The following is a 20,798-nucleotide window of genomic DNA, read 5'->3' as shown; positions in this document are numbered from 1 at the left end:
TACCAGGCAAGTTTTATTTTATTCTGTTAGCGCGGATCACATTGCCGCTGATCACTACCCTTTGTATCTCGTTTGTCCCCTCAAATATCTGGAAGATCTTGGCGTCACGCATCAGCTTTTCCACCGGGTAATCCCTCATATAGCCGTAACCGCCAAGGATCTGGACCGCCTCTGTCACCACATGGTTCAGGGCATCTGAGCAGTAGCACTTGGCAATGGGGCCCAGCGTGGCTGCAGACGGATCCCCTGCGTCCAAAAGGGCCGCAACCTTCATGCCGATGGCCCGGCTGGTCTCAATTGCAATCTCCATATCCGCAATCTTGAATCCGATCGCCTGGTTCTTATAGATCGGTTTGCCCATGCTCACCCGTTCCTGGACATATTTAACGCAGACGTCCTTGGCCGCCTTCATAATACCCACGCAGCCGCTGCCCACACCGGCGCGGCCCTGCTCCAGGGTCTTCATAGCTATCTTAAATCCCTCCCCCTCCTTGCCGATCAGAGCCGATGCCGGGATATGTACATCCTCAAATATCACATCACAGGTGGCGGACTGGCGGATTCCCATCTTATCCTCATGTTTGCCAATGCTTACGCCGGGAAGATGGGCGTCAACCAGGAACATGGTCAGTCCCTTGTATCCCAGGGAACGGTCCACGGAGGCGACCACACACATGAAATCCGCGTAACAGGCATTGGTGATAAAGCACTTGCGGCCGTTTAAAATATATTCCTTTACACTGCCGTCCCCGTCCAGGACTTTTTGCGCCAAGGTTTTGCAAGCCCCCGCATCAGATCCCGCATCAGGCTCTGTCAGGGCAAATGCGGCAAAACCACTGCGCTTTTGGGGCCAGCGCGGATCTCTGCCCGGCCTGTCACTTGTAAGTATGTCCACACACCACTTCTTCTGCTCCTCGGTTCCGGCCAGAAGAACGGGTTTGATGCCCAGATTATTTGTTCCGCAGGTCAGTCCGAATCCTGCATCCCCATACATTAATTCCTCACGTATCCATGCAGCGGTCACATTGCTCAGCCCCTGTCCGCCATACTCCGCAGGCAGGTCCGCACAGATCAGTCCCATCTCAAACGCTTTGTTGTATGCATCCCAGTCCAGCTCTCCGCTGATATCGTGCTCAGCGGCCTTTGGGCGGACCTCCTTCATCACAAAATCATGGACCATATCCACGATCTCCTTGTCTTCACCAGTTAATACCAATCCCGCTGCTGCTACATCTACCATACTGTTACCATCCTTTCCTAAAGTGAAATAAAGCCTGCCGCTTTGTCCTTATCATAACAGAACAACTGCATGTGACCTACGGTGCGGGCTACAAAAAAGCCATTTTCTTCCTATGCCCTTTGTGGTTAAAATAACCATATACTGAAGGTGCCTGTCTTAAATACAAATTTATATGGAATTTTCTATCTTTTTCTGATATTATTAATCACAAACGTCCTGTTTTTTCAGCAGCCGAAGGGGGGGCATTATGCAAATAGCACAAAGCATTATTCTTGATCTGTTAAAACCATTTGAACCAGAATCATTGATCCCGGAGAGCGCTTCTTTTTCCTTCCGGCAGATCCACCTGCTGGATGATATACCGATCTCACCGGACGAATCCGTTCTCTATGTGGGCACATGGAAGCAGGTGCAGACACTGGACCCCTCTTTTTGGGAGATGACCTGTATTGTCTGCATGGGTTCCAGGGATGAAATCCTCCCCCTGGCGGAGCGGCACGATTCCAACCTGATCATCATACCAGATTTCTATTCCCTGGCCTCTGTGGCAAACCGGCTGTATACGGGCTTTGACGAGATCCGGAAATGGAGCAGCGATCTGGAAATGGCGATCCTTGCCAAAAAGGACTATCAGACCATCATCTCCATTGGCACCCGGTTCTTTGGTAAGAATCCGATCATAATGGTAAATTCATCCTATAACCTTATCGCAGGAAGCATGCCTTCCTCGCCTTCCCATGAGCGTATTAATGCGATCCTGAAGAACGGTTATTACTCCAAGGACATGACGGACGGTCTGGCACGCATGGGCTATCAGGCCAATGGGATCAAATATACCACCCCGACCGTCCTCTATCCGCCCAACTATATGGACTGTCCTCTCATGGTGCTTTCCACCCATGCGGACAACGGCATATTCCTCGGCTTTATCACCATTTATTTTATTGAGGATGAGCCCACTGAGGCTCAGTTCCAGCTGTTTTCCTACTTTGCACGCAAGGTGCGCAAATATTATCTGGAAAACAGCGGCGAAAACGCATCCACCCCCACCCCGTTGGAGGTTTTTATGGCAGATCTCATTGACCATACCCGCGAAGATGAAACCTTCCTGAAAGACCGCGCCCGCTCCTTGCGCCTTCCCCTGGACGCTTCCTACCGGCTCTGTGTCATACAGTGGGATAAATTCGTGCTTCCCCAGGCCGACTACATCATGAACAGGCTGAGATCCTGTCTGAAGTTTCCCTTTTTCCGGGTCCTTCTGTATCATCAGTCCGTTCTCCTCCTTCTGAAGGGGGATATTTCCAGCCTGAGACTGATTGAGGAGATCAATGAATCCTTTGATGAATTCGGGGAGCTTTTAAAAATATGCCAGGGACATGCAGGATTCTCCACTGCCAATTTTCCTCTCCTCAAGATGAATATCGCCTACCGCCAGGCTGTTACAGCCGCAAGATACGGCATGATGCTAAACCCCGAGACAGGTATTTACTTCTATTCCCACTATTATATCTATGAGATGCTGGATGATTATAAAAAACGGTACGCTCTGGAGGATATGTCCGTACAGAAGCTGGCCCTTCTCAGTGATCCGGCGGAAGATCGGTATGATAACCTGGCACTCCTGCGCAACTATCTGCTGACCGAGAGGAGCATATCCAGCACTGCCAAGATCATGCATATGCACCGCAACAGCGTGATTTACCGGCTGAACAAGATCCAGGAGATCCTGGGCCTGGATCTGAACGACCCGGATGTGCGCCTAAGACTTCTGATCTCCTTTAAGATCCTGGAACTGCAGTCAGGGCACATCCAGCCGGCTCCCGCGATCGAGGCACCGTCAAACGGAGCCATCAGCTTTTATGAATAAGGATCACGCCTTTAATTTTCTGATTTCTTCTGTGAGGACCGGAAGCACCTCAAACAGGTTGCCTACAATGCCATAGTCAGCCGCTTTAAAAATGGGGGCTTCCGGATCTTTATTAACAGCCACTATACAATCGGATCCCGACATGCCCGCCAGGTGCTGAATGGCGCCGGAGATACCGCATGCAATGTACAGCTTGGGTCCCACGGTCTTTCCGGTCTGTCCCACCTGACGGGCATGGCCGATCCACCCTGCATCTACCGCAGCGCGGGATGCGCCTACGGCAGCTCCCAGAACACCTGCCAGTTCCTCCAGCAGCTTAAAATTCTCCGGTCCGCCCATGCCGCGCCCGCCAGATATTATGATTTCGGCATCCTCCAGATTGACAATGCCTGATGCAGCTTCCCGCACGGAATCCACCAGTCTTGTACGGATTTTTTCTGCCGGCACGGAAATGTTCTCCCTGATAACCTGCACTTCTTTTTGATCCACCGGCAGCTTCTTAAATACGCCGGGGCGTACTGTACCGATCTGCGGACGCGTATTGGGACACATGATAACTGCCATGAGATTGCCTCCAAAGGCAGGTCTTGTCCAGGCCACATTGCCGCTCTCCGCATCATAGTCCAGGCTGGTACAATCCGCGGTCAGCCCGGTGCGCAGCCTGCAGGACAGGCGCGGTCCAAAATCCCTGCCATTGTTGGTGGCGCCGATCAGGACGGCGGACGGCCCATAGGTTTGGACCAGCTCGGCCATGGCGTATGTATATGCGTCAAAACTGTATTTCCCATACTCAGGCCCTTCCACGCTGATGATCCTGTCCGCTCCGTATTGGCGGACCTGGGCAACCGCTTCCTCATTATCCCGGCCCAATATCACTGCCACCAGTTCCTCACCGGCCTTATCCGCCAGCATGCGGCCGGGGGTTAAAAGCTCCAGTCCCACGCTTTTTACCTTTCCTTCATCTGTCTCGATAAACACCCATATATCCCTGTTTTTAAACTCACTCATAATCCCTACACCTCTCAAATAATCTTGGCATCGCTAAGCATGGCGGCCAGTTTGGCAGCAGCATCCGGGCCTGTCTCATTGCTGATGATAACACCGTTCTTAGTCTGGTCCGGGGTAAAGGTCTTCTTTACCTTTGTGGGGGAACCATTGAGCCCCAGCCGTTCCTGGTCACAGATCATATCAGGATCGCTGTTTGTGATCTCAGTGATAACCGCCCTGTTTGCAGCCATCTTGCTTTTAATGGAGGGATAACGGGGATCGTATGAGGTTTTGGTGACAGTGACCAGGGCGGGAAGGTCCACCTCAATGATATCATGGCCCTCATCCGTGTCCCTCTGCACCCGGAGCTTTCCATCTGCCATTTCCACGCCGGTTGCCAGTGTCACATGGGGAAGGTCCATATGCTCTGCCATCTCAGGCCCCACCTGTGCGGTATCCCCGTCAATGGCCTGCTTGCCGCAAAAGATCACATCCACAGATTCCCCTGTCTTTTGTTCTACTGCCCTGACCGCCCTGCTCAGTATATAGCTGGTAGCCAGCGTATCTGAGCCGCCAAAGGCCCGGTCCGTTACCAGAAAGGCCTGATCCGCCCCCACTGAAAGGCATTCCTTAAGCGCATTTTTGGCCTGGGCCGGCCCCATGCTGACAACCATGACCTTCCCGCCTTCTTTTTCCTTTAAGCGGACCGCCATCTCAAGGGCACATGCGTCAAAAGGATTGACTATACTTGGCACGCCCTCACGGATCAAAGTATGCTTTACCGGATCGATCTTGATCTCAGTCGTGTCCGGCACCTGCTTAATGCAAACCAGAATATTCATATAATTTCACCTCTACTGTTTTATTTTCCTCTATAATCAGGCGTCCGTTTTTCCAAAAAGGAAGATACGCCCTCCATCTTGTCCTCCGTGCCGCAGAGCGTGCTCAGCGCCAGCATCTCCAGCAGTTCCCCTGTTTCCTGGCTGCTGGAAAGGGAAGCAATCACCACCTGTTTTGCAATCCGGAGCGCCACCGGCCCCTTTGCGATCAGCTTGCCCGCCATTTTTTTTGCCTCCAAAAGCAGCTCCCGCTGCGGCACACATTTGGTGGCCAACCCGATCTCAACGGCCTCCTCGGCCCCGATCTTCCGGCCCATAAGGATTACATCCATGGCCCTTCCCAGTCCGATCAGCCGTGACAATCTCTGGGTGCCGCCGGCGCCGGGAAGGATGCCCAGTCCGGTTTCCGGCAAGGCAAACAACGCGTTCTCCGAGACCACCCGGAAATCACAGGCTATAGCTGTTTCGCATCCCCCTCCAAAGGCATATCCATTTACCGCCGCAATGACCGGCTTGGAGCATTTCTGGATCCTGTTTAACGCCTTCTGCCCCGCTCCGCCCAGGCAATCCGTGGGCTTTTTCACTTTCAGGGAATTTAGATCCGCACCTGCAATAAATGCCTTGCTGCCCGCCCCTGTGATAATCACAACCTTTACTTCGTCCGATTGATCCGCCCAAAAAAAGAAATCATTTATCTCCGCCCATGACTTATCATTAAGCGCGTTCATTTTTTCCGGCCGGTCCGCTGTAAAAAGAGCAATCCCCTGCTCATCTATCTCCAGCTTAAAATTTTCATATTCCACAACAAATCCTCCTTTCCCTATCAGAATATACTTTAAGTATGCTAACATTTTATATCATCACCCCTTCATGTTTCACCTTCATAAATTCCAAAAAATGCGTCTCCGCCGTCCGTTCTCTTTGTGCTTTTTAACCTTAAGTTTTCTTTTCTCCTTTTCTGTGGTTGTAGTGCACAATCTGCGCTCTGTTTCACAAACCCGGTTTTGGAGCAATTACAGTTTGTTCCTTTTTCCTGTTTTGATACAATGGTAGAAACATGTTGGTATGCATCATTTTATACCCCTAAAATAAGGAGGACCTAAACCTATGAAACCTTTAGAAGGCATTACCGTTGTAGAACTGTCAACCTACATTGCGGCCCCTTCCTGCGGACGTATCCTGGCCACTCAGGGCGCCCGTGTAATTAAAGTGGAATCCCCCAGAGGAGATGTGGAGCGGACGTTCGGCCCCACTCTCTTTGCACCTGCCACAGACGAGGAAAACCCAATCTATGACACCTTAAACGGAGGCAAGGAAGCTTTAATGCTGGATTTAAAGAAACCCAGGGACATGGAAATATTTTATGAGATCCTGGCAAAAGCTGATGTATTTCTCAGCAATAACCGTCCTCAGGCATTGAAGAAAATGGGCCTGGACTATGACAGTTTAGAGTCACGTTACCCCGGGCTCATCTATGCAGTGCTGCTGGGCTACGGGGAAAAGGGGCCAAAGACCAATTATCCGGGTTTTGACGCCATTGCCATGTTTGCCACAGGCGGTTTTATCCAGGACATGATGGTGGATTCCGACCAGGCTTACCCTGTTTACCTTCCCATGGGTTTCGGGGATCTGATCTGCGGGACCATCCTTTCCGGCGCCATCGGAACCGCCCTGTACGCAAGGGAAAAGAGCGGCAAGGGTGATTATGTATCCCTCTCCCTGTACGGGGCTGCCATGTGGCTTTTCAGCGTTATGTCCACAGGGACCCAGTTTGGCTACCAGTGGCCCCGGGGCCGGTACCAGGGCGGACCCATGGGGGTTCCATACAAAACCAAAGATAACCGCTGGATCCTTCCGGTGGTCAATGAATACGAACGGTACTGGAAGGATTTCTGCCTGGCCGTGGGGGCTGAGGAGATCATGGAAGATCCCCGGTTCTGCACCAAACAGGCCACCTTTGACCCTAAAAACCGGGAGGACTGTATCCGCTATTTTGAAACATGCTTTGCCGGGAAAAATGCTGACGAAATCCTTCCCAAGCTGGTGGACGCAGATATCATTGCCAGCGAGCTGGGACATTTTAAGGATAACCACAGCAGTGAACAGGCCCTGGTCAATGGCTACATGAGTCCCATCACCTACCCCAACGGGGATGCCGTCACACTGGCCGTACCCCCGGTTAAAATGGGATGCATGGACATGCCCGCAGCCCAGCAGGCGCGCCCCATAGGCGCTGACAACGAAGCTATCTTTAAAGAATTTGGAATAGATGTTTAATTAATAGGAGGAAGCCATGGATTATCAGACCATTCTTGTAACTGTAGAAAACAGGATCGCCACCGTGACATTGAACCGTCCGGAATACAGCAACGCATTTGCCAGGGAATCCTATGTGGAAATAGCAAACGCCATGAAGGACCTGGGTTCCCGCAGGGATGTGGGTTCCATTGTCGTCACCGGGGCGGGAAGGCACTTCTCCGCAGGAGGGGATATCAAACGTTTTAAGGCACTCATAGACAGCAAAGAGTATCTGGACGGGGACAGTGTAGCTGATGCGGGTAACATGTCCATCGCTATCCGCGAATGCCCTAAACCGGTTATTGCCATGATCAACGGCGTGGCCACCGGTGCAGGCTTAAGCTGCGCCCTTGCCTGTGATTTCCGGGTGGTGGCGCCCTCCAGCAAAATGATCATGGCCTTTGTAAACATGGGCCTTTGCGGGGATACGGGAAGCATTTATAACCTGATCCGCCTTATCGGTCCTGACAAGGCAGAGCTTTTGATGATGACCGGGGACGCCTGCCGCGGGGAGGACTGTGTCCGTATGGGGCTTGCCACTCTTCTGGCCGAGGAGGGCAGGCTGCAGGAAACCACCTACAATCTGGCGTCAAAGCTTGCCGGAAAGTCCAGCGCCGCCCATGCAGGCCAAAAGCGTCTTATTAAAAAATATTTTTATGGGGGACTGGCTGATTTTGCCGTAGATGAGGGAAAAGAAATTGCAGCAGCTTCCCGCCTGTCTGATTTTACAGAAGCAGTCAATGCGTTCCTGGAAAAAAGAACGCCTGAATACAATAAATAATAGGCAACAGTTCAGGACGGCCAAGAAGATGAGCCGTCCTGAACTGTTATAATAATAGACAGAAACCGCCGGGATCATTTCCGGCAAAAGGCCAAACTAAAATAGCGCCATCTGCCCCCTTCCTATCTCTCCCTCAACTCCCCGTCTCCTTCTCGATCCGTTCAACCAGCCCTGCCTTCATCACCTTTCCGGTGGCTGTCCGGGGAAATTCTTCATAGATATGTACCTTTTTGGGGATTTTATATCCGGCGATCTTTCCGCGGCAGTAGTCGCGGATGTCCTGTCCGTTCAGCGTTCCCTGATGCTTCAGGATCACACAGGCGTGGACCGCCTCCCCCCAGTAGTCATCCCTGACACCCATCACGGAAGCCTCCGCAATGTCAGGGTGGGTACTCAGCACATTCTCGATCTCCAGTGGAAATATATTCTCTCCCCCGGATATAATCATATCATTTTTCCTGCCACGCACATACAGGTATCCCTCCTTGTCCAGGCTTCCCATATCCCTGGTATGATACCATCCGCACCTGATGGACGCCATGGTCTCCTCCTCCATCTGATAATAGTCCTTCATCATGCCGGGACCTTTTACGCAGATTTCCCCGACCTCTCCCGCGCTGCACTCCCCGCCGTTCTCATGGACGATCTTCACCTCATGTCCGGCAATGGGTTTGCCCACTGAGTTCAGATACCGCATGTTGCAGCGCAGATGATCCTCCGGGGACAGGATCGTCACAATGGAACACATTTCCGTCATCCCGTATGACTGCTGGAAATCACAGTGGAACCGGTCAATGGCGCGCCGTATCAGTTCCGGGGGCATGGGACAGGTGGAGTAGCTGATCATACGTATGCTGCTCATGTCATATCTGCCGAGATCCGGATGATTCAGAAGGGCTGTGAGCACTGTGGGAATCGCGCTTAACCTGGTCACCCGGTTGACTTCAACACTGGCCATATACCGGACGGGATCAAATCTGCTAAACCCCACAACAGTGCCGCCGCATGCAAGACATGCATAGGTCCCCATGCTGGCGGAGTGGAACATCTGGCTCATCATCTGGAAAATTGTGCTGCTCTCAAAGAGCAGGGAACCGATGCAGGATTCCATCTGCCTTAAAAACTCCCCGTTGGTATAGCGCACCACCTTTGGAAAACCGGTGGTGCCGCTGGTGTGCAGATGCATCAGTATATGGTCGTCATCCCGTTTTACGAACTCCTCCAGAGGTTCCCATTGTTCCAGGATTTTGTCCATCAGGTCCATGTCCATGGCAGGGCACAGCGAGGATGTAAGTTCCTTCATCTCCCCGCGGATCTTCGCATCCCCGGAACGGAAGAACATATACTTTACATGGTTAAAGGACAGCAGGTAATGGAGTTCCGGGGCAGCCAGACGCCAGTTAAGCTTTACAACCACGGCCCCTGCCATAATACATCCAAGCACTGTCTCCACATAGTCAGCATGGTTGACGGAGATGATTGCAACCGGATCCCCTTTCCTGATATTGCAGCGGCTGAGATGGCCTGCTATCTTTGCTGCATGTTCAAAAATTTCCCCATAGGTGCGCCTCCTGTCATCCACGATCACCGCTGTCTTGTCCGGATGCTCCTCCATTGCTTTTTTGAAAATACCTATGAATGACTCGAACTTTTTCTCCATGTCAAACTCCTGTATCTTTGCAGAACACCGCTGCCATATCCCGCCAAGACAATTTTATGATTGCCCGCCATCTGAAAAGCCGGTCATCCCATCCGGAAGGATGGATGACTGATCCAGGTGGGGATAGCCGGATACATCCAGCTGGACGGCCGCTTCTTTTTTTTTCATCTCTTCGATCTGTTCATCCGTATAGCCGTATTCCCTCAAAACTTCCTCTGTATGCTCACCCAGCATGGGCCCTCTTTTCCACTGGGGGATCCCCATTTTTTCACTGCGCATGGCAGGGCGGACAAGAATTGACTTTTTGCCGTTGGGACAGGTCACCTCATGGATATACTCATTGGCCCATGCCTGTTCACTGGTCTCCATATCCTTATAGTGTGCAAGCCTGTCATTTACAATATCCGCATCGGTCAGGATCCTGCACCATTCGTCCGCTGTTTTGGTCTTGTAAATCTCCTCAAAGCGTTTCATCAGATACTTTCTCACTTCCGGATCCCTTTGCTTTATGGCCGTGTTATACCTGGGGTCTGTTCCCAGTTCCGGAACTCCCAGGGCGTTGCAAAGAATCGGCCACTGCTTCTCTATCTGCAGGATGGTGGTCATCACCCACTCATTGTCCTTGGTGCGAAAGGGCGCCCCTGTAGGCGCGCTGTTTTCACGCGTCTTGGGATAAGTGTAACCATATTGCTTCTCCGTGGCAACTGCCATTATATGGAAACACCACAGGGCTGTGCCGTACAGGGAGCTGGACACATGATCCCCCAGCCCGGTCTGGCTCCTCTTATAAAGGGCTGCGGTGATCGCATAGCACAGGCCCATGGCCGTTACAATGTCCCCCGGCCCGGCGGAGCTGTACACCGGGTAGCTGTCCGGTCCGTCCACCATCATATCAGCGTTAAAGCCGGAGCTTGCCCAAAATGCAACCGTATCAAATCCCGGATTATCCTTTTTGGGTCCCTTTTCCCCAAAGCCATTTACATTAGCCATGATCAGCTTTGGATATGCCTCCTTCAGGGACGCATAGTCCAATCCAAGGCGTTCCAGGGCCTTGGGCCTTGTATTGGTCAGGAAAATGTCCGCATCTGCCAGCAGCCTGTGCATGGCATCCATTCCCCCCAGTGTCTTCAAGTTCAGCACAATGCCTCTTTTTCCCGCGTTCAGGTTGTCAAACAGCGGGTTTTCATCCATGGTGCACGGTACAAAAAATGTCTTTGGAAAACTCCGGAACATATCCCCGCCCGCGCTTTCCACCTTGATCACCTCTGCTCCCCAGTCCGCCAGCATCCTGCCGCAGGAACCGGCCGCCACCATGGTGGAAAGCTCCACCACCTTAATACCCTCCAATGGTCTGTAATCTGTACTCTCTCCCATGCTTGATCGTCTCCTTATCCCATTTCATAGACTAGCAGATGCCTGATCGCAAGCCGTTGATCACTGCTTCTGCTTCGTCCACCATTCCATCCATCAGTTCCTGAACCGTTTTGATGTCCCGGATCAGTCCCATTGCCGGTCCCAGTGCGTAGATACCGCCGTCAATATTTCCGTTTTTATAGCACTGTCTGCTGAGCTTGCCGGAGATCACCGTCATCAGTTCCTGCAGCGTGGTGCCCCTGGCTTCCATTTCCAGTGTCAGTTTAGCTGCCAGATTATTGGCAACACGGGCCGCATTGTGGATGGATTTCTGTACCAGGACCGTATCCTTTTCCGTATGTTCCAGCAGCCACTGCTTGTGATTATCCGATATAGGGCATTCTTTTGTTGCCACAAACCGGGTACCCATTACCACGCCCTGGGCTCCAAGGGCCAAAGCCGCCGCCAGCCCTTTTCCGTCCGCCACTCCGCCTGCTGCCAGCACCGGCACGCCGTACTCCCCGCACACCGCAGCCGCCTTATTGGCGATCACAAATGTCCCGATCCCATCCAGGCTTGGATGGCCTGCAACCTCATATCCCGCAATGGTTATCACATCCGCGCCCTTTCTCGCCATGCTGGCCGCCACCTTTGCATTTGGGCTTTTGTGGATGATCCGGATCCCCGCTTCCTTACACGCGGGCATGAACTCTACCGGAGACGCGCCTGCAAACTCAATGGCAGCCACCTGTTCCCGGGCACACACATCAATATATTGAAAAATCTCCTCGCCCTTGGTCAGGTCCGGCACCAGGGAAATATTCACAATAAATGGTTTGTCTGTCAGTTCCTTCATCTTGATGATATCTTCGTGGAACTCATCAATACCAGGATAACAGGTAATGTTCATGGTCCCCATGCCGCCTGCGTTGCTCACCAGCGATGCAAAATCAGCAATTCCCAGATGCTGCATTCCTCCCTGGACAATGGGCTTTTCAATCCCGAACATTTCTGTAAATTTTGTTTTTATCATAGTCCCCTCCTTATACGTTCACAGAGTCTGTGGTTATGGTATAACTCTATCAATTTGTCAAAAAATTATCTATGCGATTTTGCACAAAGAACACCCTCTGTTCCCCACCCGATTTTCGTATGTTCCTCCATATGCTTTCCCCTTGTTTTACGCTAAGATTCCCTTAAAGTGTACTCTCGGAGTCTCCGAGAGTACACTTTAAAGAAAAGGAGGTCTTCCTATGTGCCACTATATTGTTACTTCCCTGAAGGATAAGGTGGGGACCATTATCCTGAATGACCCGGAAAAGAGGAATGCCCTAAGCAAGGCCATGGCGTCCGAACTCTGCCAGGCACTGGAATCCTATCGGTTCAACCCGGATGTCCGGGTGGTCGTGCTCCGCGGTGCAGGCGGGTATTTCAGTGCAGGCGGTGATATCACTTCCATGAAAAAACGTGTGGATTGTTACGCCCGGGGTCTGAGGCCCGAAACCCAGACAAAGGAAAACATGGCTGGTTTTAACCGTCTGATCCTGGCCATCCGCCAGATAGAAAAACCGGTTGTAAGCTGGATCGAAGGAGCCTGCGCGGGCGGCGGCCTGAGTATTGCCATGGCATCCGACTTTTCCATTGCCGATGAAAGCTGCAAGATGACATTTGCCTTTGTCAATGTAGGACTGGCCCCGGACATGGGAAGTTCTCTCATGCTTATGCGGCGCGTGGGCCCGGCAAGGGCAACGGATCTTTTTATGACCGGACGCCGTTTTACCGGCGGGGAGGCGGCCAGGCTGGATATTATCACACAGGCCGTTCCTGCAGGCGATCTGGAGCAGACAGTAAACGCTCTGGCAGCCAAACTGGCCGCAGGGCCGGCAGTCTCCTACCGCGAGATCAAAGGGGCCGTCAACCGCATCCTCTATCCGGACCTATACCAGTGCATGGCTATGGAATCGGATTATGTGGACCGGCTGACCCACACGGCTGACCATGCGGAGGCCGTCTATGCCTTCCTGGAAAAAAGGGCTCCCCGTTTTTCCGGAACATGACCGCCCGGCTTTTACAGGCAGTATAACAATGAAACGCTTAAAAATGGAACGCACCAGCCCCTCTGCAAGGGAGCCATGCGTTCCATTTTTTATTCCTGCCGGGAATGTCATCCCCGTTATGGAAATGCAGCTGTGTTTATATGTAACTGTGTTTACAGGTAGAAACCCATGGAGATCAGCAGTGCGGCAAAGCATGCCATCACAATAGGGAGCACCAGGGACAGGATAAAGTTGTTGATATATGCCTGCTTATGGGTCAGCTTTGTGGTAGACAGCATGGTGATGACACCCGCGCTGTGGGGAAGGGTATCCAGGCCAATGGAGGACATGGCAACCAGCCTGTGCAGCTGATCTGCCGGGATCCCGGTGGCGATAAAACGGTCGGCAAAGTTCTGAAGGGCAATATTCTCACCGGAGGATGCGGAGCCGCAGATGCCGGCGCATACATTCACTACCAGAACAATGGTCAGGGGATTGGTGCCCAGGGCGTCCAAGCTGCCTACAATGGCCTGAAAACCAGGAACAGCTGATACGATACCGCCAAATCCCGATGCACAGCACACCGTAATCAGAGGCATGATGGCCTGAGGCATGGCGCCGGAAAATATCTTTTTCAGGTCCTGCTTGCGGGGATCATATAACAGCCATGCGACCACACATCCGCTGAACAGGGAGATAACCGCGGACATCTTTAACACATTGAGCACAAGGATCACAACGATCATGGGAAGAAGGCACTGCCATAAAGGCTTTTCATCATCTACCTTAACTTCCACCAGCTGCTCTTTGTCAATCAGTTCTCCTGTGGGAAGAAAGCTCTCCCCCTTCCGGTTGGTCCGCTTGCACTGCCACCAGATATATCCTGAACCCAGGGCGAATGTGAGCAGTGAACACAGGATACCAAGGACCGGAGCAGCCATTGTGGTGGAGCCAAAATATTCAATGGGTATGATATTCTGGATCTGTGGGGATCCGGGCAGCATACCGATGGTCACTGTTGAGGAACCCAGACAGGAACAGGAGTACATCCACCATGGTATATCCAGTTCCTTAAACAGGGATCGTGCAATGGCAACCAGAATAAACACAACAACAAATACGTTTACGCCTCCGTAAGTCAGGATCAGCTGGATGATGGGCAGTACCATAACTGCCAGCCACCGCTGTACATTCCGGTTTTTTGCCCTTTTTGCAATGCGGGCCACCTTGATGGCAATGGAGGGAGCAGCGCCCGAATCCCCCATAAAGCGCGCAAACAACGCACTGAACAGAAAAATCAGGAAATAGCCCTGCATGAAACCTACGGCCTTTGGCATAAATGCTTCCGACAGCAGTGAGAATGGATTCATGCCCCCAAAGACAGCTACAACCATACCGGCGGCAATGGCCACAATGATCGTGTTGTAACCTATGTAGGCCAACAGGATAAACAGAGCCAGACCAACCACAATACCAAATAAACTAAGCATTTTCTTCCCCTTTCGTACTGTATCTTATGATGTTATAATAATAACAAAGCCGGCCTCAAACACCCACTGCACTTGTCACAAAAATAACATTTTTATAACCCCTGCTTTCTGGTTAAAACAACCAGTGGGCCTGGTCAGTTTTAACGGAGCATTGCTTTTGAGATCACCACACGCTGGATCTCATTGGTCCCCTCCACGATCCGGTTCACCCGGGCATCCCGGTACAGCTTGGAGATCAGATATTCATCGCACAGCCCATAGCCTCCAAAAATCTGCAGCGCCTGATCGGTAATCCTTCCAAAAGCTTCCGTCACAAAGCATTTGGCAACGGAGGCCTCCGTATTACATGGTTTCCCCTGGTCAAGAAGCATGGTGGCGTGATAGACAAGGCCGCGGCTGGCCTGGATCAGCATCTCCATATCAGCCAGTTTTTCCTGTATCATCTGTTTTGCGCAGATGGGCTTTCCAAAGGCCACCCGTTCCTTGGAGTACTGGACGGCCAGATCCCGGGCAAGCTGGCAGGCGCCCAGGCTGGAAGCCGCGATCATGGGCCTGGAGGCGGTCAGTACCTTCATGGCATTTGCAAATCCGCTCTCCTCCGTTCCCACCAGGTTGCATGCAGGGATCTCCACATCTTCAAAGATCACCTCTGCCGTGTTGGACAGGCGCATTCCGAATTTATCGATCTTTTTGCTGACATTGACCCCTTTGCGGTCCCGCTCCACGATAAACGTGGCCAGGCCTCTGGATCCCTTGGAGGGATCCACGGATGCAACCACCAGGAACATGTCCGCCAGGGAGGCATTGGTGATAAACATCTTGGTCCCGTTAATAACATAGGAACCGCCTCTGCGCACAGCCGTTGTGCGGACCGCGGCGCTGTCAGACCCTGCCCCGGGCTCCGTCAGGCAGAACGCGCTTATGGATCCTTTATTTAAAAGGCCCGCGTAATATTGCTTCTGCTCCTCGTTTCCCGCCGCCATAACAATCTTGCCGCCCATACTGGTCACATTAAACATCCCCATATAGGTGCTCTCCACCTTGGCCCCCTCCTCGATCATCATGGCCGTGGTGGTGGTATCCAGCCCCATGCCTCCGTATTCCTCGGGCACCTGCATCATATGCAGTCCCATATCGATCCCCATCTGTATGATCTCCTTGGGATAATGCCCTTCTTTTTCCCATTCCAGGACATGGGGCTTGACCTCCCTGGTCATAAAATCCCGTATCAACTCCACCAGACTCTGCTGGTCCTCAGTCATATCATATAATCCATCCATTCAGGCTTATAAACCTCCTTTCCCGTGTCTGTCCAGGCTCTGGTGCGGCCACCGTTGTCCCAGCTGGGCAATCTTCTCGCTGCTGTATCCAAGTTCCCTCAGGATCTCCTCATTCTGCTCTCCCAGGAGGGGGGCGCGTCTGAACTCAGCCGGCGTCTCGGACATGCCGCAGTTTCCGGTCCTGGTGATAAAGGACGGCTTGGAGTCCATACCCGGCATGGTGGGCTGCTCCTGCAGCCAGCCGTTGAGACGGAATTCCTCATCACTCCACACCTGATATTCGTTGTAGACCCGGCAGCACGGCACCCCTGCGGCGTCCAGGGCTTTCAGTGCCTCATCCTGGCCTCCATAAGCATCCGTAAGCCACTTATTGATAAGAGGTATCAATGTCATCTGATTCCTTGCCCGGTCAGATACCTCCGCATACTCCGGATCCTCCTTCCATTCCGGACGCCCCATCAGGTCGCACAGGCTCTCCCATATCCTCTTGCCTGCCGCTGCCATAACGATATCCCCGTCCTTGCAGTGAAACACCCCGTAGGGGCACATGGTGGGATGATGGTTGCCCTGCCTTTTGCTCATCCGTTCCGGCCCAAGGTTACAGTGGATCAGCGGCGTATTAATATAGATCAGGGTGCGCAGCAGGGAAATATCCACATATTGCCCCTCCCCGGTATCACGCCAGTGATACAGCGCCGTCATGACGCCGGTAAACATATTGAGTCCTCCAAGAAGATCCCCCAGAGGGAATCCGCTTTTCTGCGGTGCTCCGTCCGCCTCCCCGGTAACACTCATGATACCGGACATTGCCTGGGCGATAATATCATAGCCCGGCTTTGATACGTATTTTCCTGTCTGTCCAAAGGTTGTCAGGGATGCGTATACAATATCCTTTTTTACGGCCCGTACGCTCTCATAATCCAGCCCATACTTTTTCATGGTCCCGGGACGGAAATTTTCCAAAATCACATTGGCTGTGGGGAGCAGTTTTTTTACAACCTCCAACCCCTCAGGATCCGTAAGGTCCACTGCCAAAGACTTCTTGCCCCGGTTGAACCAACAGTGGGATAAGCTCTCTCCATCCACCATGGGCGGGAACTTCCTGCCGTCCTCTCCCCTGACCGGCCGCTCAATTTTGATCACTTCCGCTCCATAATCCGCCATCATGGCTCCTGCCGTGGGACCGGCCGCCATGGTGGTAAAATCCAGGACCCTGATACCCTCCAGTGCTTTTTTACTCATTATGCCTTCCTCCTTAATGGTATCTTTTGGTGTTTGTCATCTATTTCCCTGGATTGCGTTAAGCCGATCCAGACATTGCCCGGCTTCCTCCATGATACTGTCCAGGATCTCCCCGCAGGTCTTTACCTCATGGATCAGCCCGCAGGACGGCCCCACCGCAAACATGCCTTCATCCACATCACCGCTCTCATAGGCTGCCTTGCCGCGCTTTCCTGAGATCACAGGCATCAGCTCTTCCAGGGAAGCTCCCCTGGATTCCAGCTCAAGGCATTTTCTGGCAGCCTCATTATCCGCCACACGCACCATGTTCCGGATGCTTTTCTGGCACAGTACCGTTCTGTTCTCATCGGAATTTACGATCCACTCCTTCTGGTTTTGATGGATCAGGCATTCTTTGCTGGCCACAAAGCGGGTTCCCATAACAATGCCTTCGCAGCCCAGACTCAGCGCTGCCAAAAGACCTCGCCCATCAGCGATCCCTCCGGCTGCCAGCACCGGAACCTTGACCTCGCGGGCAGTGCGGTTAGCCAGGACCATGGTTCCCACCCCGTCCGTATGGGGATGGCCCGCCACCTCAAATCCTGCCATGGTTATAAGGTCCGCTCCCATGCTCTCAGCCTTTTTTGCATGTTTTACACATGCTGCCTTATGGATCCATTTTACCTGATCCTTATGGACGTTAAGGATATCTGCCAGTTCCTGCGGACTGGCTCCGGCTGTCTCAACTGCGGGCACCCCCTCCTCCAGGATCACATTTACCTGGTCAAAAAGCTCCTTTCCGGGGCGCAGGCTGGGGATCAGGGAAATGTTGACTGCAAAGGGGCGGCCCGTCATCTCCTTCACCTTCCGGATCGCTCTGCGCAGATCCTTTGGATCCGGATAAATAGTCACATTAATTGTGCCCAGGCCTCCTGCCTCCGATACGGCACTAGCCAGTTCCGGCACACCCAGATGCTGCATACCTCCCTGCATGATCGGATATTTGATCCCCAATATTTCTGTCATTCTTGTTTTCATAATCCATACCTTCACTTTCCATGAGAACTGTATCACTTAACTATCTGTTAATAAAATATCACTTTACCCTTTTTATGAATACGTTTGTTTCTACAATTTTTATCACAGTGCTTTTAGTAAGTGATTGGACACTTTGACCAGTCCTGTCCCCGACAGGACCAACTCTTTAAAATCCACACCCGCCATACAGGGCCTTTAAGCTTTCACATCCTCACCGTTATTTTTTCTTGACAATAACGCTTTTCCAGTATAATATGGTAAATGTTACTAAATCTACTAATTGGAGGGTATTACAATGAAAAAAAAGACACTGGCAGTTTTACTGGCCGCAGCGCTGGGTGCATCCATGCTATGGGGATGCGGTAAGGGAAGTGATGCAGGGGCATCTGCCCCCCCGGCTTCCACAACAGCGGAGAGCACTGATTCCAGTACTGCGTCCGGTACTGATAGCGGCATTCAGCTTCCCGACCTGACCGGCCACACCCTGATGATTTACTGCGGTGCGGGAATGACAAAACCATTCCAGGAAATTGCCGATGCCTTTAAAAGCCATACCGGATGTGAGATGAACGTGACCTATGCCAATGCAGGCCAGATACAGTCACAGATCACCACTTCCGAGGAGGGCGATCTGTTTATCGCAGGATCCGGGGATGAGTTAAAACCGGTAGAGTCCTATGTGGAAGGAAAAAAAGAACTGGTAAAACATATGCCCGTGCTGGCGGTCCAAAGCGGCAATCCAAAAAACATTACGGGGCTGGCGGATCTGACCGGGGATGGGGTAACGCTTATCATGGGAGATGTGGACTCCACGCCCATTGGAAAGATCGCCAAAAAGGCAATGACCGATGCAGGTATCTTTGACCAGGTACAGATTGAGGCAACCACCGCCACTGCTCCCCAGATGTCCACTGCCCTGGCCGCCAAGGAGGCGGATGCGGCGATTGTGTGGAAGGAGAACTGCGATGCCCAGGACGTGGAAATCGTAAACACAACGGACCTGGATCCATATATTAAGACCATTCCGGCCGCTTCCTTAAGCTGCGCCGCGGACAAGGATGCCCTGGAAGCCTTTAACCAGTATCTGGACATGGACACAGCCAAAGAAATATGGGTGAAATACGGATATGAAATCGTGGAATAAAAACCGGCATATACGGTTCGATTTATTCTCAGCCATAACCATTATGACAGCACTGCTGGTGATATTCTTCATCGGCAGTGCTATCAGTGCTGTGATTGTTAGCGGAATCCCCTGTTTTGCCGAAACCATCCGGTCACCGGAGGTACTGTTTGCATTCCGGCTCAGTTTTACCACTGCCAGCATATCCACAATCATTGTCATGGCTCTGGCTCTTCCCACCGCCTATGCCCTTACCCGGACAGATATGCCATTTAAACGATTATCCGGGCTGATGATCGAGCTCACCCTCTCACTGCCCTACATACTGCTAGGCCTCAGCCTTCTTATCATCTTCTCCTCCCCTGTCGGCAAATGGCTGAAAGGACACGGCTTCAAAGTGGTCTTTTCCCCTGTTGGCATTGTCATGGCCCATATCCTGGTCAACCTCCCCTACGCGATCCGGCTGATCCGCACTGCCTTTGAGGCCTCTGACCAGCGGCTGGAATTCATTGCCCAGACCCTGGGGGCCTCTCCCTGGAAATGCTTTCTCACCATCCTGCTTCCCCTGTGCCGGGGCAGCCTGATCAGCGCCTTTATCCTCACCTGGTCCAGGGCATTGGGAGAGTTCGGGGCCACACTTATGCTGGTGGGAGTCACCCGTTTTAAAACTGAGACCCTGCCGGGCAGCATTTACCTGAGTATATCAACAGGGAATAATCCCACGGCCATGGCTACCGCGATGCTGATGCTTTTAATATCCGGATGCACCCTGTTTCTGGCCCAGTTTATGGGAAAATCCTGGTATCAGCACGAACGGCAGGTAGGCGGACAGATTAATTACACCAAGTGCAGGAATCTCAATGGGAGGGAAAGATGAAAAAAATCCTTATCCACAATTTTTCCGTAAAAAGGGGAAGTTTTACACTAAAACCCCTGTCCCTTACCTTTGAAAAAGGGGAAATCTTTGCTATACTTGGACGTACAGGGTCCGGGAAGACCGTGCTTCTGGAAGCCATCGGGGGTATGTTCCCCGGCACCGGCGGTTCCATACAGTATGACGGCGTTGACGTGATGGATATTCCGCCCCGCAGCCGCAGGCTGGGCTTTGTATATCAGGATCATGGCCTGTTTCCCCACATGAAGGTCTGTGATAATATTTCCTACGGCCTGAAAATGCACGGTTTCTCCAAAGAGGAACAGAGAAAACGCACATCAGACCTTATGGAGATGCTGTCCATCACCCATATTAAGAACCAGTACCCCGGCACCCTCAGCGGAGGGGAAAGCCAAAGGACCGCGCTGGCCAGGGCGCTGGCGCTGGAGCCGGAAGTTCTTTTGTTAGACGAGCCGTTCTCCGCACTGGACCCGGCAACCAGAAAGCAGCTCTACCTGGAGTTAACAAGGATCCATGAACATTTCAGGTGTACGATCATTTTTGTCACCCACGATTTCGTGGAGGCAAGGCTGTTGGCCCACAGGGTGGGGATCCTGCTAAACGGTGAGCTGAAAGCCGTTGTTTCGTCAGACAGGCTGACGGATGAACATTATTGTGAAGAAGTGGAACAATTTCTTGGGAGGGAATGAA

General features: G+C 52.2%; 18 protein-coding genes. 7 read left to right on the top strand and 11 right to left on the bottom strand.

Features of this window, described 5'->3' with window-relative positions; translation table 11 throughout:
* Positions 1-13 precede the first annotated feature (13 nt).
* Entirely contained in the window at positions 14-1,240 is a 1,227-nt protein-coding gene (locus ABID13_RS20880; RefSeq protein WP_007862296.1) for an acyl-CoA dehydrogenase family protein, read from the bottom strand.
* A gap of 247 nt (positions 1,241-1,487) precedes the next feature.
* Between ABID13_RS20880 and ABID13_RS20875 the strand changes: the two genes are divergently transcribed.
* Positions 1,488-3,107: a PucR family transcriptional regulator gene (locus ABID13_RS20875; protein WP_007862297.1), complete on the top strand. Its 1,620-nt coding sequence runs from the start codon at positions 1,488-1,490 to the stop codon at positions 3,105-3,107.
* Between the two features lie 3 nt (positions 3,108-3,110).
* Here the strand turns inward: ABID13_RS20875 and ABID13_RS20870 are convergent, their stop codons facing one another.
* From ABID13_RS20870 to ABID13_RS20860, 3 genes are read right to left on the bottom strand one after another with little or no spacing between them, the layout of a single operon-like run.
* Complete coding sequence (locus ABID13_RS20870) at positions 3,111-4,115, bottom strand: electron transfer flavoprotein subunit alpha/FixB family protein (RefSeq protein WP_048929170.1); 1,005 nt, start codon at positions 4,113-4,115, stop codon at positions 3,111-3,113.
* Positions 4,116-4,129: 14 nt separating this feature from the next.
* Positions 4,130-4,936 (bottom strand): electron transfer flavoprotein subunit beta/FixA family protein, encoded by an 807-nt coding sequence (locus ABID13_RS20865; protein WP_007862299.1) that lies wholly within the window; start codon positions 4,934-4,936, stop codon positions 4,130-4,132.
* Between the two features lie 20 nt (positions 4,937-4,956).
* Entirely contained in the window at positions 4,957-5,736 is a 780-nt protein-coding gene (locus ABID13_RS20860; RefSeq protein WP_048929269.1) for an enoyl-CoA hydratase/isomerase family protein, read from the bottom strand.
* A 304-nt stretch (positions 5,737-6,040) separates the two neighbouring features.
* On the opposite strand from ABID13_RS20860, the gene ABID13_RS20855 reads away from it, so the two are divergent.
* Positions 6,041-7,210, top strand: a complete 1,170-nt coding sequence (locus ABID13_RS20855) for a CaiB/BaiF CoA transferase family protein (RefSeq protein ID WP_048929171.1) — start codon at positions 6,041-6,043, stop codon at positions 7,208-7,210.
* Between the two features lie 16 nt (positions 7,211-7,226).
* Positions 7,227-8,012, top strand: coding sequence for an enoyl-CoA hydratase/isomerase family protein (locus ABID13_RS20850; protein WP_048929172.1), 786 nt, complete (start codon positions 7,227-7,229; stop codon positions 8,010-8,012).
* Between the two features lie 133 nt (positions 8,013-8,145).
* On the opposite strand, the gene ABID13_RS20845 is transcribed toward ABID13_RS20850, so the two are convergent.
* Genes ABID13_RS20845 through ABID13_RS20835 form a run of 3 tightly spaced genes read right to left on the bottom strand, consistent with a single transcriptional unit; the run spans position 8,146 to position 12,058 of the window.
* Entirely contained in the window at positions 8,146-9,672 is a 1,527-nt protein-coding gene (locus tag ABID13_RS20845) for a class I adenylate-forming enzyme family protein (protein WP_048929173.1), read from the bottom strand.
* 54 nt (positions 9,673-9,726) lie between these two features.
* Positions 9,727-11,046, bottom strand: coding sequence for a CaiB/BaiF CoA transferase family protein (locus tag ABID13_RS20840; RefSeq protein WP_048929174.1), 1,320 nt, complete (start codon positions 11,044-11,046; stop codon positions 9,727-9,729).
* 31 nt (positions 11,047-11,077) lie between these two features.
* Positions 11,078-12,058 carry an NAD(P)H-dependent flavin oxidoreductase gene (locus ABID13_RS20835; protein ID WP_048929175.1) on the bottom strand — a complete coding sequence of 327 codons (981 nt, stop codon included), beginning with the start codon at positions 12,056-12,058 and terminating at the stop codon, positions 11,078-11,080.
* Positions 12,059-12,278: 220 nt separating this feature from the next.
* Between ABID13_RS20835 and ABID13_RS20830 the strand changes: the two genes are divergently transcribed.
* A complete protein-coding gene (locus tag ABID13_RS20830) occupies positions 12,279-13,082 on the top strand; it encodes an enoyl-CoA hydratase/isomerase family protein (RefSeq protein ID WP_045094118.1) in 804 nt (267 codons plus the stop codon).
* Between the two features lie 152 nt (positions 13,083-13,234).
* Here the strand turns inward: ABID13_RS20830 and ABID13_RS20825 are convergent, their stop codons facing one another.
* The 4 genes from ABID13_RS20825 to ABID13_RS20810 all read right to left on the bottom strand — a co-directional run bounded on the left by ABID13_RS20825 (position 13,235) and on the right by ABID13_RS20810 (position 18,090).
* Complete coding sequence (locus tag ABID13_RS20825) at positions 13,235-14,551, bottom strand: GntP family permease (protein WP_007862308.1); 1,317 nt, start codon at positions 14,549-14,551, stop codon at positions 13,235-13,237.
* A gap of 140 nt (positions 14,552-14,691) precedes the next feature.
* Positions 14,692-15,831 carry an acyl-CoA dehydrogenase family protein gene (locus tag ABID13_RS20820; RefSeq protein WP_007862310.1) on the bottom strand — a complete coding sequence of 380 codons (1,140 nt, stop codon included), beginning with the start codon at positions 15,829-15,831 and terminating at the stop codon, positions 14,692-14,694.
* 6 nt (positions 15,832-15,837) lie between these two features.
* Positions 15,838-17,073 (bottom strand): CaiB/BaiF CoA transferase family protein, encoded by a 1,236-nt coding sequence (locus tag ABID13_RS20815; protein ID WP_048929176.1) that lies wholly within the window; start codon positions 17,071-17,073, stop codon positions 15,838-15,840.
* Between the two features lie 36 nt (positions 17,074-17,109).
* Positions 17,110-18,090, bottom strand: a complete 981-nt coding sequence (locus ABID13_RS20810; RefSeq protein ID WP_048929177.1) for an NAD(P)H-dependent flavin oxidoreductase — start codon at positions 18,088-18,090, stop codon at positions 17,110-17,112.
* 295 nt (positions 18,091-18,385) lie between these two features.
* Here ABID13_RS20810 and modA point away from each other — a divergent pair, with 295 nt between their 5' ends.
* Genes modA through ABID13_RS20795 form a run of 3 tightly spaced genes read left to right on the top strand, consistent with a single transcriptional unit; the run spans position 18,386 to position 20,797 of the window.
* Positions 18,386-19,234 carry a molybdate ABC transporter substrate-binding protein gene (gene modA / locus ABID13_RS20805; RefSeq protein ID WP_048929178.1) on the top strand — a complete coding sequence of 283 codons (849 nt, stop codon included), beginning with the start codon at positions 18,386-18,388 and terminating at the stop codon, positions 19,232-19,234.
* Positions 19,218-20,090 carry an ABC transporter permease gene (locus ABID13_RS20800; protein ID WP_048929179.1) on the top strand — a complete coding sequence of 291 codons (873 nt, stop codon included), beginning with the start codon at positions 19,218-19,220 and terminating at the stop codon, positions 20,088-20,090. Before modA ends, ABID13_RS20800 begins: the two co-directional genes overlap by 17 nt.
* Positions 20,087-20,797: an ABC transporter ATP-binding protein gene (locus ABID13_RS20795; protein ID WP_048929180.1), complete on the top strand. Its 711-nt coding sequence runs from the start codon at positions 20,087-20,089 to the stop codon at positions 20,795-20,797. The genes ABID13_RS20800 and ABID13_RS20795 overlap by 4 nt, the downstream gene beginning before the upstream one ends.
* The last annotated feature ends 1 nt before the right edge of the window (position 20,798 follow it).

This window comes from Enterocloster citroniae (assembly GCF_040545455.1).
Classification (GTDB): Bacteria; Bacillota; Clostridia; order Lachnospirales; family Lachnospiraceae; genus Enterocloster; species Enterocloster citroniae.
Note: the sequence above shows the minus strand (reverse complement) of the source record. Positions and strands in the feature narration are given on the sequence as shown.

What these genes read in the sequence shown, in the direction of transcription:
- ABID13_RS20830 (WP_045094118.1), top strand. Translation starts at nt 12,279, where the DNA reads ATGTGCCACTATATTGTTACTTCCCTGAAGGATAAGGTGGGGACCATT.
- ABID13_RS20875 (WP_007862297.1), top strand. Translation starts at nt 1,488, where the DNA reads ATGCAAATAGCACAAAGCATTATTCTTGATCTGTTAAAACCATTTGAA.
- ABID13_RS20855 (WP_048929171.1), top strand. Translation starts at nt 6,041, where the DNA reads ATGAAACCTTTAGAAGGCATTACCGTTGTAGAACTGTCAACCTACATT.
- ABID13_RS20865 (WP_007862299.1), bottom strand. Translation starts at nt 4,936, where the DNA reads ATGAATATTCTGGTTTGCATTAAGCAGGTGCCGGACACGACTGAGATC.
- ABID13_RS20795 (WP_048929180.1), top strand. Translation starts at nt 20,087, where the DNA reads ATGAAAAAAATCCTTATCCACAATTTTTCCGTAAAAAGGGGAAGTTTT.
- ABID13_RS20845 (WP_048929173.1), bottom strand. Translation starts at nt 9,672, where the DNA reads ATGGAGAAAAAGTTCGAGTCATTCATAGGTATTTTCAAAAAAGCAATG.
- modA (WP_048929178.1), top strand. Translation starts at nt 18,386, where the DNA reads ATGAAAAAAAAGACACTGGCAGTTTTACTGGCCGCAGCGCTGGGTGCA.
- ABID13_RS20810 (WP_048929177.1), bottom strand. Translation starts at nt 18,090, where the DNA reads ATGAAAACAAGAATGACAGAAATATTGGGGATCAAATATCCGATCATG.
- ABID13_RS20870 (WP_048929170.1), bottom strand. Translation starts at nt 4,115, where the DNA reads ATGAGTGAGTTTAAAAACAGGGATATATGGGTGTTTATCGAGACAGAT.
- ABID13_RS20820 (WP_007862310.1), bottom strand. Translation starts at nt 15,831, where the DNA reads ATGGATGGATTATATGATATGACTGAGGACCAGCAGAGTCTGGTGGAG.
- ABID13_RS20825 (WP_007862308.1), bottom strand. Translation starts at nt 14,551, where the DNA reads ATGCTTAGTTTATTTGGTATTGTGGTTGGTCTGGCTCTGTTTATCCTG.
- ABID13_RS20850 (WP_048929172.1), top strand. Translation starts at nt 7,227, where the DNA reads ATGGATTATCAGACCATTCTTGTAACTGTAGAAAACAGGATCGCCACC.
- ABID13_RS20800 (WP_048929179.1), top strand. Translation starts at nt 19,218, where the DNA reads ATGAAATCGTGGAATAAAAACCGGCATATACGGTTCGATTTATTCTCA.
- ABID13_RS20835 (WP_048929175.1), bottom strand. Translation starts at nt 12,058, where the DNA reads ATGATAAAAACAAAATTTACAGAAATGTTCGGGATTGAAAAGCCCATT.
- ABID13_RS20840 (WP_048929174.1), bottom strand. Translation starts at nt 11,046, where the DNA reads ATGGGAGAGAGTACAGATTACAGACCATTGGAGGGTATTAAGGTGGTG.
- ABID13_RS20815 (WP_048929176.1), bottom strand. Translation starts at nt 17,073, where the DNA reads ATGAGTAAAAAAGCACTGGAGGGTATCAGGGTCCTGGATTTTACCACC.
- ABID13_RS20880 (WP_007862296.1), bottom strand. Translation starts at nt 1,240, where the DNA reads ATGGTAGATGTAGCAGCAGCGGGATTGGTATTAACTGGTGAAGACAAG.